The organism is Agrobacterium deltaense RV3 (assembly GCF_900013505.1).
In the GTDB taxonomy this organism is placed as follows: Bacteria; Pseudomonadota; Alphaproteobacteria; order Rhizobiales; family Rhizobiaceae; genus Agrobacterium; species Agrobacterium leguminum.
In genome coordinates this window covers 2,592,685-2,608,552 of sequence record NZ_LT009745.1, presented here as the reverse complement: position 1 = coordinate 2,608,552, position 15,868 = coordinate 2,592,685, and the positions used below count along the sequence as shown (strand labels likewise).

Genomic DNA, 15,868 nt, shown 5'->3' with positions numbered 1-15,868 from the left:
ACATGGAGTTTTATTTTCCCGCCGAGTTCGGCGAGCAGCTGGCCTTCGGAGCGGCGGTGGTTTCGGCCGTGATGGGCCTTTTTTTCATGTTTGCGCCGGGTATTACGCTGCGCGCCTTCGGTCTCCAGCCGGCGGGTGAGCGCAGGGACGGTTATGCACTCGTGCGCTCGTCGCTTGCCGGGTTCTATCTCGGTCTCGGCGCCGCCGCCCTGCTTCTCGCACAGCCCATGGTCTATCTCGCCTTTGGGGCGGCTTTCGGCCTCAGTGTCTTTGGCGGCATTCTCTCCATACTCGCCGATGGTGGCGCAACCATGCGGAATTTATTACTTCTGGTTGTACACTTTCTGCTCGCTGCCCTGTCGTTGAGCTACGTGTTCGGGCTGGTCTGAAGCGGGCTTTTTGCCTTTTGTGACGCACAGATGCCGCATCCTGGGCGAAATCGGAAAATTTAAACGCATTCCCCCTTGCCCAAACGGCGCTTTCCGCTATTACGCGTGTTGCGAGTCCCGGCGTCCTATGCTAGACGGACCGCGAAATTGGGAAAAGGCAGGGGGGAATTCCGGTCTTTTTCGGGGAAATTGAAACGATTTCAAGAATTTGATGCGGTGGAGCCCCATCGCTGATGGTCTTGGACGATTAGCAGGGAAAAAGTGCCCGTGGCAGACACCTCCCATGGAACATCCGGTGTAGCGGAAAGGTATGCGTCGTCGCTTTTCGAGCTTGCTTTGGAAGCGGGTACGGTCGAAGCGGTTCAGGCCGAACTGGACAAGTTTGGCGCACTTCTCGACGAAAGCGACGATTTGAAGCGTCTGGTTGCGAGCCCGGTGTTTTCCGCCGAGGATCAGTTCAAGGCAATCACCGCGATCTGCGAAAAGGCCGGCATTGCCGGTCTCGCGCTCAATTTCCTCAAGGTCGTTGCGAATAACCGCCGTCTCTTTGCCGTTCCCGGCATGATCCGCGCCTACCGCACCATTGCCGCTGCCCACCGCGGCGAAATCACCGCCGAGGTTACCTCGGCACATGCGCTCGACGAGGCGCAGGAAACTGAACTGAAGGCGGCGCTGAAGAGCGTTACCGGCAAGGATGTGGCGGTTTCCGTTACCGTCGATCCGTCGATCCTCGGCGGCCTGATCGTCAAGGTCGGCTCTCGCCAGATCGATACGTCTCTTCGCACCAAACTTTCCACCCTTAAGCTTGCACTGAAAGAGGTTGGCTGATGGATATCCGCGCCGCGGAAATTTCCGCAATTCTGAAAGATCAAATCAAAAATTTCGGCAACGAGGCGGAAGTCTCGGAAGTCGGCCAGGTGCTTTCCGTCGGTGACGGTATTGCTCGCGTTTACGGTCTCGACAATGTTCAGGCCGGCGAAATGGTCGAGTTTCCCGGCGGCATTCGCGGCATGGCGCTCAACCTCGAAGCCGACAACGTCGGTGTGGTTATCTTCGGTTCGGACCGCGACATCAAGGAAGGCGACACCGTAAAGCGGACTGGCGCTATCGTTGACGTACCGGTCGGTCCGGAACTGCTCGGCCGCGTCGTTGACGCGCTCGGCAACCCGATCGACGGCAAGGGCCCGATCAATGCCGCCAAGCGTTCGCGCGTTGACGTCAAGGCTCCCGGCATCATTCCGCGCAAGTCGGTTCATGAGCCGATGTCGACCGGCCTCAAGGCCATCGACGCGCTCATCCCGGTTGGCCGCGGCCAGCGCGAGCTCGTCATCGGCGACCGCCAGACCGGCAAGACCGCCATCATCCTCGATACGATCCTGAACCAGAAGGCCATTCACGACAATGGCCCGGATGGCGACAAGCTTTATTGCGTCTACGTCGCTATCGGTCAGAAGCGTTCGACCGTCGCCCAGTTCGTTAAGGTTCTGGAAGAGCGCGGCGCGCTGCAGTATTCGATCATCGTTGCTGCTACCGCTTCCGACCCGGCTCCGATGCAGTACCTCGCTCCGTTTGCCGGTTGCGCCATGGGCGAGTACTTCCGTGACAACGGCAAGCACGCTCTCATCGGCTACGACGACCTTTCCAAGCAGGCCGTTGCCTATCGTCAGATGTCGCTTCTGCTGCGCCGTCCTCCGGGCCGCGAAGCTTATCCGGGCGACGTTTTCTACCTCCACTCCCGTCTTCTCGAGCGCGCTGCAAAGCTCTCCGACGAAATGGGCGCCGGTTCGCTGACGGCTCTGCCGGTCATCGAAACCCAGGGTAACGACGTTTCGGCCTTTATTCCGACCAACGTGATCTCGATCACCGACGGCCAGATCTTCCTTGAAACCGACCTGTTCTACCAGGGCATTCGTCCGGCCGTTAACGTCGGTCTGTCGGTTTCGCGCGTTGGCTCCGCCGCCCAGATCAAGGCGATGAAGCAGGTTGCCGGCTCGATCAAGGGTGAACTCGCCCAGTATCGCGAAATGGCCGCCTTCGCCCAGTTCGGTTCGGACCTCGACGCTTCCACGCAGCGCCTGCTCAACCGCGGCGCCCGCCTGACCGAGCTTCTGAAGCAGCCGCAGTTCTCTCCGCTCAAGACGGAAGAGCAGGTTGCGGTGATCTTCGCCGGTGTCAACGGCTACCTCGACAAGGTTCCGGTCGCACAGGTCGGCAAGTTCGAGCAGGGTCTGCTTTCCTACCTCCGCTCGGAAGGCAAGGCGATCCTCGACACCATCCGCACGGAAAAGGCTATCAGCGACGATACCAAGGGCAAGCTCAAGGGCGCTCTTGATAGCTTCGCAAAGTCTTTCTCGTAATCAGGGCTCTTTTACTCGGACGGATAACGGATGCCTTCACTAAAGGATCTGAAAAACCGCATTGCCTCCGTAAAGGCGACGCAGAAGATTACCAAGGCGATGAAAATGGTCGCCGCGGCGAAGCTTCGGCGCGCCCAGGAAGCTGCGGAGGCCGCCCGGCCTTATTCTCAGCGCATGAGCGCCGTTCTCGCCAACATCGCCAAGGCGGTCGAGGCGGACGTTGCTCCGGCGCTGATGACCGGCACCGGCAAGGACGACGTGCACCTGCTCGTCGTCTGCACGGCTGAACGTGGCCTTTGCGGCGGTTTCAACTCGCAGATTTCCCGTTTTGCCCGCGATCACGCCCGCAAGCTGATTTCGGAAGGCAAGACGGTCAAGATCATCACGGTTGGCAAGAAGGGTTACGACAGCCTTCGCCGCGAATTTGCAGCCAACATCATCGAGCGCATCGAACTGCGCGACGTGAAGAAGGTCGGTTTTGAAAATGCCGACCAGATTGCCAAGAAGGTGATCTCGCTCTTCAACGCCGGTGAGTTCGATGTCTGCACGCTGATCTACTCGGAATTCAAGTCCGTCATCAGCCAGATCCCGACCGGCCTGCAGCTCATTCCGGCCGCAACGCCTGTTGTGGAAGAGGATGCCGCAACGCAGAACGCCGTCTACGAATATGAGCCGGATGCGGCTTCTATTCTGGAAGACCTTATTCCGCGCAACATTTCGGTTCAGGTTTTCCGGGCTCTGCTCGAAAACGTTGCCGGTGAAATGGGCGCCAAGATGAGCGCGATGGACAATGCAACGCGCAATGCCGGTGAGATGATCAACAAGCTGACGCTTTCCTACAACCGTCAGCGTCAGGCTCAGATCACCAAGGAACTCATTGAAATCATTTCGGGCGCGGAAGCGCTCTGAGGTAAGGAAAGAGGGTAAGGATAATGGCTAAGGCAGCTACCCCCAAGAAAACCGCAGCGGTGAACGGCGCGGGCAAGGTTACCCAGGTTATCGGCGCTGTTGTCGACGTGGCGTTCGAAGGCGAACTGCCTCCGATCCTGAACGCGCTCGAAACCGAGAACAATGGCAACCGCCTCGTTCTGGAAGTCGCGCAGCATCTCGGCGAAAACGTCGTTCGCACCATCGCCATGGACTCGACCGAAGGTCTGGTTCGCGGTCAGGGCGTCGTCAACACGGGTGCACCGATCTCCGTTCCGGTTGGTCCGGAAACGCTCGGCCGTATCATGAACGTCATCGGCGAGCCGGTTGACGAAGCCGGTCCGATCGTTACCGCTTCCAAGCGCGCCATCCACCAGGACGCGCCGGCCTATGTCGAGCAGTCGACGGAAGCACAGATCCTCGTCACCGGCATCAAGGTCGTCGACCTTCTGGCTCCTTACGCCAAGGGCGGCAAGATCGGCCTGTTCGGCGGCGCCGGCGTTGGCAAGACGGTTCTCATCATGGAACTGATCAACAACGTCGCCAAGGCGCACGGCGGTTACTCGGTATTCGCCGGTGTTGGTGAGCGTACCCGTGAAGGTAACGACCTCTATCACGAAATGATCGAGTCGAACGTCAACAAGCTCGGCGGCGGCGAAGGCTCTAAGGCAGCACTCGTTTACGGCCAGATGAACGAACCGCCGGGCGCCCGCGCCCGTGTCGCTCTGACCGGTCTGACGATCGCTGAAAACTTCCGTGACGAAGGTCAGGACGTTCTGTTCTTCGTGGACAATATCTTCCGCTTCACGCAGGCTGGTTCGGAAGTGTCGGCTCTGCTCGGCCGTATTCCTTCGGCCGTGGGCTACCAGCCGACGCTCGCAACCGACATGGGCCAGATGCAGGAACGCATCACCACCACGACCAAGGGTTCGATCACCTCGGTTCAGGCCATTTACGTTCCCGCCGACGACTTGACCGACCCGGCACCTGCCACCTCGTTCGCCCACCTTGACGCAACGACGGTTCTGTCGCGTTCGATCGCTGAAAAGGGTATCTACCCGGCTGTTGACCCGCTCGACTCCACCTCGCGTATGCTTGACCCGATGATCGTCGGCGAAGAGCACTATGAAGTGGCTCGTAAGGTTCAGTCGACCCTGCAGCGCTACAAGGCTCTGCAGGACATCATCGCCATCCTCGGCATGGACGAACTGTCGGAAGAAGACAAGCTGACGGTTGCCCGCGCCCGCAAGATCGAGCGTTTCCTGTCGCAGCCGTTCTTCGTTGCTGAAGTCTTCACCGGTTCGCCGGGCAAGCTGGTCGCTCTCGAAGACACGATCAAGGGCTTCAAGGGCCTGGTCAACGGCGAGTATGACAACCTGCCGGAAGCTGCTTTCTACATGGTCGGTTCGATGGAAGAAGCCATCGAAAAGGCAAAGAAGCTGGCTGCCGAGGCTGCCTGATCATGAATTGGCGGGCGCGTGGCTTTAGCCGCGCGCCCTGCCGACAATGGTGGCGAAACCGGACGGCTTTCGCCTGCGTTGTAAAAGACAAGTCCGTGACGCCCGCGTAATTGAAAAGAAGTGAATAGCCATGGCTGACAGTTTCAAATTCGATCTCGTTTCCCCGGAGCGTCTGCTCGTTTCCGAAACGGTTACGGAAGTCGTCATCCCGGCTACGCTGGGTGAAATGACCGTTTTGGCCAATCATGCGCCGACGATGACCACGATCAAGCCGGGCCTGGTAACGGTGAAGTTCGCTTCCGGCGAGACGCATAAATATGTCGTCTTCGGTGGTTTTGCCGATATTCTGCCGACCGGCTGCACGCTTCTCGCCGAATCCGCCGTTTCGGCCGATGACATGTCCCCCGACACGCTGCAGAAGCGTATCGATGCGGCCAAGGCCGAAATCGAAGAGGGCAATCATCACCACGAACATCTGACCAAGCTTGAAAAGCATCTTTATGAACTGACGAACCTGCATGAGGTTCTTGTCGCTGCTTGAAAGCACCGGGCGGGTTCGAAAGAATGACTGCCCACAAAAAACCTAAAGCAGAAAGCGGCCGTTTCGGTCGCTTTTTTGTTTTGGGCTGTTGCCTCACCATATCCAGGCGAAGCATGGCTGCTTTCGCACAGAAGCCCGTCACCTGGCCCGGTCTGAGCTTCCGAATGGCGTTGGCGGGATTGCATCAGTGATGGACATGCGGGAAATGGGTGAGGCAGGGAGCGCCTTCAACGGGCGCAGCCGGGAAACCGATTCCGATTTTCAGGGCTTTCGGTTAGATGTGATACCGGGAAGAAATGCTGCTTTGAGATCGTGAGAGAGACGAAGCGAATTTTCGTCATGGAGGAGTGATCGGGTGTCGGCAAAGGCAAGTTACCGGAGGGTCGCAAGAACCGCTTTGCGCGAAGGGGTCATAGTGGAGGGCGAGAGGGCGGTGCCGGAGGAGGTGCCGGTTGCCTTTTCCTATGGCGGCAGCACCCATGCCGTGATGATGGCCAGCCCCGCTGATCTTGTCGATTTCGCGGTCGGTTTCAGTCTTACGGAAGGCATCATATCCACAAGGGCAGAAATCCGTTCCATCGAGGTGATCGAGGCCGGGCAGGGCTTCGATGTTCAGGTGGATTTGCAGGATGCCAATGCGGATGCGCTGAGGGCAAGACGGCGGCATATGGCAGGCCCCGTCGGCTGCGGTCTTTGTGGCATTGAATCCATAGAACAGGCGGTCCGCGTGGTACCGGAGTTGAGCGGCGTGGAAGTCTCCATTGACGGAGATGACATCGTTGCTGCGGTGAAAGCGCTGAATGAAGCGCAAAGCCTCAATCGCGAAACAAGGGCAGTTCACGGCGCGGGTTTCTACAATCCTCAAAAAGGGCTGCTTGCTGTCCGCGAAGATGTCGGCCGGCACAATGCGCTCGACAAGCTCGCAGGTGCGGTCGTCAATGCGGACCTATCGCCCGATACGGGCATTGTGGTGGTCACCAGCCGACTGTCGGTGGAAATGGTCCAGAAGACCGCCATTCTTGGCAGCCCCATTCTGGCGGCGATCTCCGCGCCCACGGCGCTTGCCATCGAAACGGCCGAGAGTTCGGGTGTCACACTTGTGGCGCTGGTGCGGGGTGAGGATTTTGAAATCTTCACCCGGGCGGATCGTATCCTTCTATAACATTAAGGCCGCCGTTTCCCGGCGGCCCTTGGCTTCAGAGCGGGCCTAGAACTCCGCCCATTCGGCTGCTGCGTTTCCGTGAGATCTTGGCGCGGCGGCATATCGCGGTTGCGGCGTCGGGAGACGGGTGACAACGGCTGGCTTTTTGTCGGCCGGGCGGGCGGGCGATGCCTCGTGCGATATTCTGAACTGCCGCAGCAATTCGTGCAGATTTTCCGCTTCCGTGGCGAGGCCGTGGCTGGCGGCGGTGGTTTCCTCCACCATGGCGGCGTTTTTCTGGGTGGCCTGATCCATGACGTTGACGGCCTGATTGATTTCGCTGAGACCATTCGCCTGCTCGCGCGAGGCTTCAACGATCGCCGAGACATTGGTGTCGATCTCGCTCATCTGCGACTGGATATCCCGGAGCGCGCCGCCGGTTCTGCCCACCAGATCCACACCGTTGGCGACCTGCTCGCGGGAGGTGTTGATGAGGGATTTGATTTCCTTGGCCGCAACGGCGGACCGTTGTGCGAGTTCGCGGACCTCCTGCGCCACAACGGCGAAACCCTTGCCCGCTTCGCCGGCCCGGGCGGCTTCGACACCCGCATTGAGGGCCAGAAGATTGGTCTGGAAGGCGATGTCGTCAATGACGCCGATGATATTGGTGATTTCACCCGAGGACCGCGAGATCGCATCCATGGCGGAAATTGCCTGCTGGACGATATCGCCGGAATGTTCGGCATGTTCTCTCGTTCGCAGCACCAGCTTTCCGGCCTCGCCGGCGCGCCGGCTGGCATCGGTAACGGTGGTGGTGATTTCCTCCAGCGCGGCTGCTGTCTCTTCCAGCGAGGCGGCCTGCTGTTCGGTACGCTGCGAAAGCTGATCGGCAGCGATGCGGATTTCGCCGGAGCCCGAAGCGATTGTCGAGGCATTGTGGGCGATAGTCTGCATGGTGGCCTGCAGCTTGGCGACGACTTCGTTGAAGTCCGCGCGCAGCTTTTCCATGCTGGGCACGAAGCTGTTGTCGAGGCGCTGCACAAGATCACCTTCGGCAAGCGCCCGCAGGGCATCGGCAAGCACACTGATGGCGCTCATGCGCGGCGTGACATCCGTGGCGAATTTCACCACTTTGACAACCTTGCCCGCTTCGTCCAGCACCGGATTATAGGCAGCCTGGATCCATATTTCCTTGCCGTTCTTTCCATAGCGGACAAATTCATCCGAGATGAATTCCCCTGCCGCCAGTCGCGGCCAGAAATTGCCATAGGCGGGCGAGGCGGCATAGGCCGGATCGCAGAAGATGCGGTGATGCCTGCCCTCGATTTCCTTGAGGTCGTAATTCACCGTGGCGCAGAAATTCGGGTTGGCGGTAATGATGGTGCCATCCGGGAAAAACTCGATGGTGGCCTGCGAACGGGAGAGCGCCTCCAGCTTGCCCGCATCGTCCACGGCCCTGATTTTCTTGGCGGTGATGTCGGTGGCGATCTTCACGACCTTATAGGGTTTGCCGGAACGGAAAACCGGGTTGTAAGAGGCCTCGATCCAGATGACCGAGCCGTCCTTGCGGATACGGCGATATTCCCTGGCCTGGAACTCGCCACGGGCGAGAGACTCCCAGAATTCCTGATAGGCCCGCGACCCGGCAAGCTCGCTGTCGCAGAAGATGCGATGGTGCTTGCCGACGATCTCGGTGAGATCATAACCCAGCGCTGTGCAGAAATTTTTATTCGCGGTGAGGATATTACCCTTGAGATCGAATTCTATGACCGCCTGCGATCTCGATATGGCATCGAGTATATTTCTGTTATCTGCGCTTTTCCCTAACCCCAGCATTATACGTCCCCCAAAAACGGCCCACGGCGCGGTGAGCCGCACAGGATATGCGGTCCACGTCGTATCATGTTGAACAACGAACAGGTTTGCCGCCGAAGGCAGCAATGCAGGCACTTCCGTCTCTCCGCCTCGGTCAGGTATTGGGCCAGCGTGAAATTCCTGCCGGCGTGATACTGTTCCAGGGCTTTTAATATTAGATATCCATAATATTAAAATGTTCTTATTTAGTAAGGCGAGGTAAAGAGTAAAAACAAAACCGCCGGGCAGGAAGCGCCGGCGGTCTGGACTGATCGATAGTCTTCGTGTTGCGTGGCCAGCCGAAAAGGCCTGATTAGGCCGCGAGATCTTCCGCTTCGGTTCCCTTGAACATTTTCGCAAGGTTCAGGAAGCAGATCATGCCGTGTTCGTTGGCGATGATGCCTTCCGAATAGGACTTGTCGAAGGAAGCCGAGATTTCCGGAACCGGCTGCACCTGGTTTGCCGGGATCGTCAGAATGTCGGAAACACGGTCGACGAGCATGCCGATGACCATGTTGTGCACTTCCGCCACCACGATGGCGCTTCTCTCATTGGCGACAGTGCTCTTCATGCCGAGCTTGTGAGCCAGATCGATGATCGGAATAACAGAGCCGCGCAGGTTCATGACGCCGATGACGTCTTTCGGCGCGTGGGGAATGGGCGTAGAAGGCGCCCAGCCGCGAATTTCGCGGATGGTCGTCGTCTTCACGCAGAATTCCTGATCATGCAGGCGGAACGCGATGATTTCGAGCGTCTCACCGCCAAAATTGGTAGAGTTAATCATTGCCATCAGAATTCTTCCCAATGCTCGCTGTGGAGGCCGGCGCAAGTGCACCGACACTTGCATATGCGGATTTGGCGTTCTGCCTGGTGCCTGAACAGCCGGAAACAATATTTCCGTCTTCAATGGATGATTTGTATCATCAGATGGTTTCGCAAACCTAAATGCGAAGTGGCCCTAGAGTATTTTACGCATTGTCCGGATGTAAAAACCGCCACGCGCTTTTACTGGAAATGCTAATATTCCTTCTCGTAAAATATGCCGGCTGCGCCTTCGCCATCGCCACCCGCTTCCCCGCGTAGCTTCACACCCCGCCCGACATCGAGGTTGATGATGGCTTTTGCGCCGGATTCGCCACTTTGCTGTAGCTCGAGATAGGTTCTTTCGTTCAGATATTTACCGGCGGAAACACGGGCCTGTCCTTCGGAATCGGTCGAAATATCGAGATCGTCGACGCCGAGATTGCTTCTGAGCTTGTCGAACAGCGAGGTGGAACGCCCGCCGGCCAACTGGGCGGCGGCATCGGCCAGCCTTGCGATTTGCAGAGCCGAGAGTTTCGACATGGACTGGCCGAAGATCAGCTGCGCCATCACCTCATCCTGTGGCAGGGCGGGTGCCGAGGAGAAGGCAAAGGTCGGATCGTTGGCGTTGCCGGAAACGGCCACCGTGATGGTCGTCGAGCCGACCGTCGAGTCCGCCTTCATATCGAGGACCGGAACGAGGCCGCCGCCGAAACTGATATTGCCGGTGGTGAAATCGAGGCGGCGAGTGAGGATTTCGAGCCGGCCACGGCGCATTTCGAAGCCGCCGGAAATGACGGGAACGGCTGCCGTGCCACGGATCGTCAGATTGCCCGTGAGTTCCGCATCGATGCCGCGTCCGCGTACGAAGATGCCGCTCGGTGCGTTCACCTGCAGATCGAGATTGATGGTGGACGAGCTGCCGCTGCCGCCCTGATCAGCCCCGAGCGCCTTGGCCTGCGCGCGCACCTTTGGGGGGGCGTTCTTGTGCTTGACATCGATTTCCGTCAGCGAGGCCGGAAGCTTTTCCGGAATTGTGATGGCGCTTCTGTCCAGCGTCAGGTTGCCGCCCAGCACGGGGGAATTCAGCAGCGGGCCTTTCAGCGTCAGCGTGCCGCTTACCACCGTCGTCACCAGCGTGCCGTCATTATAACCGGCGCGATTGAGCGTGATCGATATATCGGCGGGGAAACCAGAACCACCGGCTATGCCGACGCTGCCCTTTCCCGAGATCGTTCCGCCGCCCGCCAGCTTGCCCGTCAGTCGCGAAATGACGGCACGGTCACGGTCGAAGGTGATGGTGGCGCCCAGGTCGTTGATGGTCAGGTTCCGGCGCACATCGGTCAGGCGCGTACCATCGGTGGTGATGCTGCCGGTAACGACAGGTGCGGAAGCGCTGCCGGAAATCTTCACATCGATGGCGGCGGTGCCGTCCACATCGAGGCCCTGCGATGCGGTTTGCGCCGCGACGGCGGAGAAGGGCAGTCTGCCGGAAAACGCCATGGAAAGCGGACGATTGCCGGCGATGCCGAGCGAGCCGCCGCCGGACAGCGACATGCCGCCCTGGCCGGATACATTGGTGTCGATCTGCAAGGTGCCGCCCGCAAAGCGGCCGTTCGCCTTGATGCCGAGCGCGGCGAGGCCTGCCGCGCGTGTCTGCGCGACCTCGGCATTGGTCCAGTTTAGATTGTAATCGACCGCGGGGTTCGATGCCGCACCCTTGGCGCTCACCGTGCCGGAGATGCTGCCTGCCGCATCCAGTCCGGTGGCGAAGGCATTTGCGAGACTGGCGGGCAGCGAACGGATATCGGCATTGATGTCGAGCGTCGATCCGGCGCTGCCGTTGACCTCAACGCGCCCTTCACCTGTGACGATGGTCAGATCTGAGATACGGGCCGTGCCGTTCTGGATGGCGATGGTGCTCGGTTTTTCAAGGCGAACCGCAATGCCCTTGGGGGCGGCGGAAAAGGCGTCGACGCGCACCGTCATGGGTGATCCGCCGGTCTCAGCGCTGCCCTTTACCACGAGCGGCGCATTGTCGTAACGGCCGTTGACGTCGAACTGCGTCGTCGTGCCGGAATGACCGATGGTGGCATTCAGGCCCGATATCGCGGCGGCGCCGGCATTGACGCTGTCGGCGCTGACCTTGCCATTGATGGCGAGAGCCTGAAGATCGTCGATGGAAATATCGGCGGCGAGTTTGGAGATCGTTGTTGTGCCCTGGCGGATGCTGTTGCCATTGGCCTTGATCGTCGCGGCAATCCGGCCATTGGTGTTGCTCAGGGCGATGTCGCCGGCAATATCGCCATCCGCCTGCTGCGCGGCGAGGGCCGCGAGCAGGGCAAGGTCGGGGAAATTGAAGGAGAGATTGCCCGACGGCAGGAATTGCTGCGAGAATTGCAGCTGCCCGTTCAGGATGTTCCGGCCTACGGCCACATGCAGCTCGGGGATGGCCGTGCCGTTTTCGGTCTGCACCACATCGGCATGGGCGTCGATCTTCTGTCGGTCGAGGCTGCCGCTGGCGGTGAGCTTTGCCTGAGGCGCGGCGGGATCGGCCTTGCCGGTTGCATTGACCTTCAGCGATTCAAGTGTTCGCCCGGCAAGGATTGCGCTTTCGGAACTCAGGGTGACGTTGAAATCCGGTGCTGCCAGCGCGCCGCTGGCCTCGATTGCAAAATCGGCGACGCCCTTCGCCTGTGGCGTCAGTTTTTCAAGAGCGGGAAATTTACCCGTCAGGCTGGCGCTCAATGCATCGTTTTCGAGGCCGACATTGCCGGTTGCTTCGATGGTTCCCGACTTGACGACGAGGTTTTCAAGGCTGGTGCGTCCGCCGATGGTCACGTCGATATCGCCCTGGAGGGCGATGGTGGTGTCGAACTTTTCCGCAAGGGCCGGTGGAAGGGTGGCGGGCAGCGCGAAGAGCTGCACGCTGGAGGTCAGGCGATTGCCGGCGAGATCGAAACTGCCATTCAACGTCCCACCGACACTGGCGCTTTCCAGCGTCGCGCCGTCGAAGCCGATAGCTGACGAAGTGAGGCTGAGCGGCGCCTTGATGGTGAGGGGCGCCCGCACCAGCCGGTCGACATCGGGGCTGACGAAGGAGGATTGCGCCACGGACAGGACCGTCGCGATCGTGCCGCTGCGGTTGGCGATGTTGAGATCGGCGCTCTCGGCCGTCAGCTTAACGTCATCGAGCCTGCCTTGCGGCAGGGAAAGGCTGCGCAACGATACCGTCGTGTTGAGATGCGCGGCGTCTGCACCGCCCTTGAGGGAAAGATCGAGGCCGTTGATGAGGGCATGAAACTCGCCATTCTCCAGCGGCCAGCGAAAATCCACCGGGCCGGCGGTGCCGATGAGATTGGCGGCGAGATCGTTCTGACCGTTCGGATCGACCGTGCCTGACGCCGTCAACAGCAGGGTGCCGGTCTCCAGCGTGCTGCTGCCGATTTCGATGCGACCCTGCGGCGAAAGGGTTGCATTTGCGTCGAGCTTTGTCTCGCCAGCAAAAAGCTGACGGAAGGCGGGGGGCAGAAGCAGGTCCGGCTGGCCGCCGCCTGCAATTTCGATACGGCGGGTGCCATCATCTGCAAGAAGGTGGCGGCCGGTGAGGTTGACGACAGGGTTGCCGGCGACATTGCCGCGCAGCGTGCCTGTCCAGTTGGAAAGCGGGCCTTCGCCGTTGAGGTCTATCGCCACCGCAGGCGTTCCCGGAAGCGAAAGCAGCGTGGCGAGAAGACCGCCTTCGGGCTCCTTCATCTCCGCTTTCAGCTTCAGGACATTCTCATTCGGAAGGAAGGCGATGTCGGCATTAACCTCCGCATCCGGCGCATTGAGCCGATGGGCGGTGAGCGACAGCCGCAAATCGTCCTGGGCAGCCGTCAGGTTGCCTTCCGCGTTGAGGTCGAATGGACGGCCGAGAAGCGATTGGCCAAGGCTGATATCTGGAAAGCTGAACTTGTCGACGGCGATTTCGATCGGCAGTGAGGAATTGCCGGAGCTCTTGGTCGATGTCTGCTCCGGGGCAAGCGGTTTGCGCTCGACATCGATCGATCCGGCCGAGACCCGGTCGGCATGGAAGGTGCCGGCAAGCAGCGAGAGCGGCGACCAGTCGACGGCGATCTGGTTCACGCGGGCATAGGGTCCCTGCCGGTCTGAAAGCGTGACATTGTCGAGCCGCAGGCGGCCGGTCAAAAGGCCGCTCGGGGGCGAAATTTCGATTACCTGATCGGGCGTGGAAACGATCGATGAAATCTGCTTTGCGGCAATTCTTGCGCCCATCGGGGTAAAACCGACGAACAGAACCGCAAGCAACACCAGCACCACGCCGCACAATGCAGCGTAGCCCAGCCATTTCAGCAATCGAATCAACGTTTTCATAAAGGGTAATCTACACTCTGTTGCAAGGGTGTTCGACTGCGGCGTTTAAAAAGACTGACCGATGCCAGCATAAATGCCGAAACTGTTGCCACCATCGTATTTGTCGAGCGGCATGGCGACATCGAGACGCAGAGGCCCGAAGGGCGTCGCGTAACGCAGACCGATACCGGCGCCAGCCCGGATATCGGAAAAATCGGGTGCCACGTCTTCCGAAACCACACCCGCATCGATGAAGGGGACGATGCCGATCGTGTCGGTGACCTTGATGCGGGCCTCGATGGAGCCGACGACATAGGAGCGGCCGCCCGTCGCATCGCCGGCGGCATTATAGGGCGATATTTCCTGATAGCTGTAGCCGCGCACCGATCCGCCGCCGCCGGCATAAAAGCGCCTGGTGGTGGGTATGTCCTGCAGATCGCTACCGCCGACCAGCACGCCGCCGGAAAGCTTTCCGGCCATGATCAGCCTGTCCTCGGCGCCAAGTCCCTTGTAGCCCGAAATGGAGCCTTCGAAAGAGGAAAAGAAGGTGCCGTTCAGTGCTTCATAGCTCGGCTTGGCGGCCACAGAGGCGCGAAAGCCTTCGGTCGGGTTGAGCTTGTCGTCGCGTGTATCACGAACGAATTCCAGCGGGATGGAGGTGGTGAGATATTCGTTCTTGCCGAATGCGTCTTCCGTGTCGGCCCATTGCACCTCAAGGCCGGCTGCAGCTGTATCGGTATCGTTCAGCTCGTAGGCGAAACCGGCCGTACCAGTCACGGTCTTGGCATCGTATGTATCGGGATGTTCGGTCTTGGCAATCAGGCTGGTCTTGAAGGTGGTGCGTGGATTGAACATGCCGGGCTTGGTGAAAGTGATACCCGCCGAATAATCCATGCCTTCGACGCTCGATGCCTCTGCGATGCGCGAAACCGAACCTTCGATACGCAGCGATTCCGCCTGCCCGAACAGGTTCCGGTGACCCCAATAACCCTGGAGGCCGATGCCTTCCGTGGTGGAATATTGCGCGCCGACGCCGAAATAGCGGTGCTTGCCTTCCGAAACCTCGATGGTAAGCGGAATGGTGCCGTCGCGCGCCAGCGTTCCCGCTTCCTTGATGGTCAGGCTGGAAAAGACGCCGAGCTGTCGCAGCCGGTCGGCGGCCTTGCGCAGTTTTTCCGGCGAATAGGGCTCGCCGCCATTGAGGCGCGAATAACGGCGGATAAAATCGCCATCGACGGTTTTTTCACCCGTAACGGTCACCGTACCGAGGGGCGCCACGGGACCGCCTTCGGCCGCCATGGTAATGTCCACCGTGTTTGTCGCGTGGTTGGCGACGGCCTCGCGTTTCGTCAGCTTCGCAAGCGGACGGCCTTCGGCCTTCAGATCATCGATCAACTTGTTGCCGGCGCGGATGATGGCGAGAGAACCCGCGTCGCCGCCGGTCGTCAGGCCATATTCCTCAAGGTTGCGGCCGGTGACATCGCCTTCAAGCCTGACATTGCCGAGTTTGAAGACCGGGCCGGGCGTAACCGTAATGACCACGGGTACCGGAGCGGAATGATCGAACACCGGATTGGGCGGCAGGCTATCCACATCCTTGCCGGCAACGGTGACCTTGACGATGCCGCCATAACGGGCGTTTTCATAAAGCGCCGCGATCAGCCTGTCCCGGTCGTCTCTTGCCTTTATCAGAAGGCCAAGATCGCCGGAGGCCGGCTTGTCCTTGTCGGCAAGAAGCAGCGAACTGTTTTCCAGGCTGTCTTTCAGGGAACTATCGGCGTCCGTGGCATCGAGCGTGACGGCGTATTTGACGGGGTTGATAACCTCGACCTCGGGTTCTTCCGAACCCCAGAGGCGCATGCCGAACAGTTTGAAGGCAAAGGCATCACGGGTAAACGCCGGATACAGGGCGAACGTCACAGCAACCGCAAGCGCGGTGCCAGCTTTCCGATACGCAATACCTGTCTTCGGGTTAGTTCGTGTTCTTCGCATAAGCTGCTTTATGGTTGAGCCTTTATTGTCGCCCTAACCCGTTTCCTGTC

Annotated in this window: 11 protein-coding genes; 7 read left to right on the top strand and 4 right to left on the bottom strand. The window is 59.7% G+C overall.

Features of this window, described 5'->3' with window-relative positions; genetic code table 11:
• Positions 1-2 precede the first annotated feature (2 nt).
• The 7 genes from AGR7B_RS13145 to fdhD all read left to right on the top strand — a co-directional run bounded on the left by AGR7B_RS13145 (position 3) and on the right by fdhD (position 6,836).
• A complete protein-coding gene (locus tag AGR7B_RS13145; RefSeq protein WP_080856821.1) occupies positions 3-389 on the top strand; it encodes an AGROH133_08824 family phage infection protein in 387 nt (128 codons plus the stop codon).
• A 261-nt stretch (positions 390-650) separates the two neighbouring features.
• On the top strand, positions 651-1,217 hold the full coding sequence (locus AGR7B_RS13140; RefSeq protein WP_183232595.1) for a F0F1 ATP synthase subunit delta: 567 nt from the start codon (positions 651-653) through the stop codon (positions 1,215-1,217).
• Complete coding sequence (gene atpA, locus AGR7B_RS13135; RefSeq protein ID WP_004443771.1) at positions 1,217-2,746, top strand: F0F1 ATP synthase subunit alpha; 1,530 nt, start codon at positions 1,217-1,219, stop codon at positions 2,744-2,746. Before AGR7B_RS13140 ends, atpA begins: the two co-directional genes overlap by 1 nt.
• Positions 2,747-2,776: 30 nt before the next feature.
• Positions 2,777-3,655 (top strand): F0F1 ATP synthase subunit gamma, encoded by an 879-nt coding sequence (locus AGR7B_RS13130; protein ID WP_035263533.1) that lies wholly within the window; start codon positions 2,777-2,779, stop codon positions 3,653-3,655.
• Positions 3,656-3,678: 23 nt separating this feature from the next.
• Positions 3,679-5,133 carry a F0F1 ATP synthase subunit beta gene (gene atpD / locus AGR7B_RS13125; protein ID WP_065656966.1) on the top strand — a complete coding sequence of 485 codons (1,455 nt, stop codon included), beginning with the start codon at positions 3,679-3,681 and terminating at the stop codon, positions 5,131-5,133.
• A 130-nt stretch (positions 5,134-5,263) separates the two neighbouring features.
• Positions 5,264-5,674, top strand: coding sequence for a F0F1 ATP synthase subunit epsilon (locus AGR7B_RS13120; RefSeq protein ID WP_003492358.1), 411 nt, complete (start codon positions 5,264-5,266; stop codon positions 5,672-5,674).
• A gap of 355 nt (positions 5,675-6,029) precedes the next feature.
• The gene (gene fdhD, locus AGR7B_RS13115; RefSeq protein ID WP_080856820.1) at positions 6,030-6,836 is read left to right on the top strand and encodes a formate dehydrogenase accessory sulfurtransferase FdhD; all 807 of its coding nucleotides are present in this window, start codon (positions 6,030-6,032) and stop codon (positions 6,834-6,836) included.
• Positions 6,837-6,881: 45 nt separating this feature from the next.
• Here the strand turns inward: fdhD and AGR7B_RS13110 are convergent, their stop codons facing one another.
• The 4 genes from AGR7B_RS13110 to AGR7B_RS13095 all read right to left on the bottom strand — a co-directional run bounded on the left by AGR7B_RS13110 (position 6,882) and on the right by AGR7B_RS13095 (position 15,818).
• Positions 6,882-8,651, bottom strand: coding sequence for a methyl-accepting chemotaxis protein (locus AGR7B_RS13110; protein WP_080857099.1), 1,770 nt, complete (start codon positions 8,649-8,651; stop codon positions 6,882-6,884).
• Positions 8,652-8,982: 331 nt separating this feature from the next.
• Positions 8,983-9,459 (bottom strand): chemotaxis protein CheW, encoded by a 477-nt coding sequence (locus tag AGR7B_RS13105; protein WP_003504949.1) that lies wholly within the window; start codon positions 9,457-9,459, stop codon positions 8,983-8,985.
• A gap of 227 nt (positions 9,460-9,686) precedes the next feature.
• The gene (locus AGR7B_RS13100) at positions 9,687-13,847 is read right to left on the bottom strand and encodes a translocation/assembly module TamB domain-containing protein (protein WP_080856819.1); all 4,161 of its coding nucleotides are present in this window, start codon (positions 13,845-13,847) and stop codon (positions 9,687-9,689) included.
• A gap of 45 nt (positions 13,848-13,892) precedes the next feature.
• A complete protein-coding gene (locus AGR7B_RS13095; RefSeq protein WP_078052390.1) occupies positions 13,893-15,818 on the bottom strand; it encodes an autotransporter assembly complex protein TamA in 1,926 nt (641 codons plus the stop codon).
• Positions 15,819-15,868: the final 50 nt, after the last annotated feature.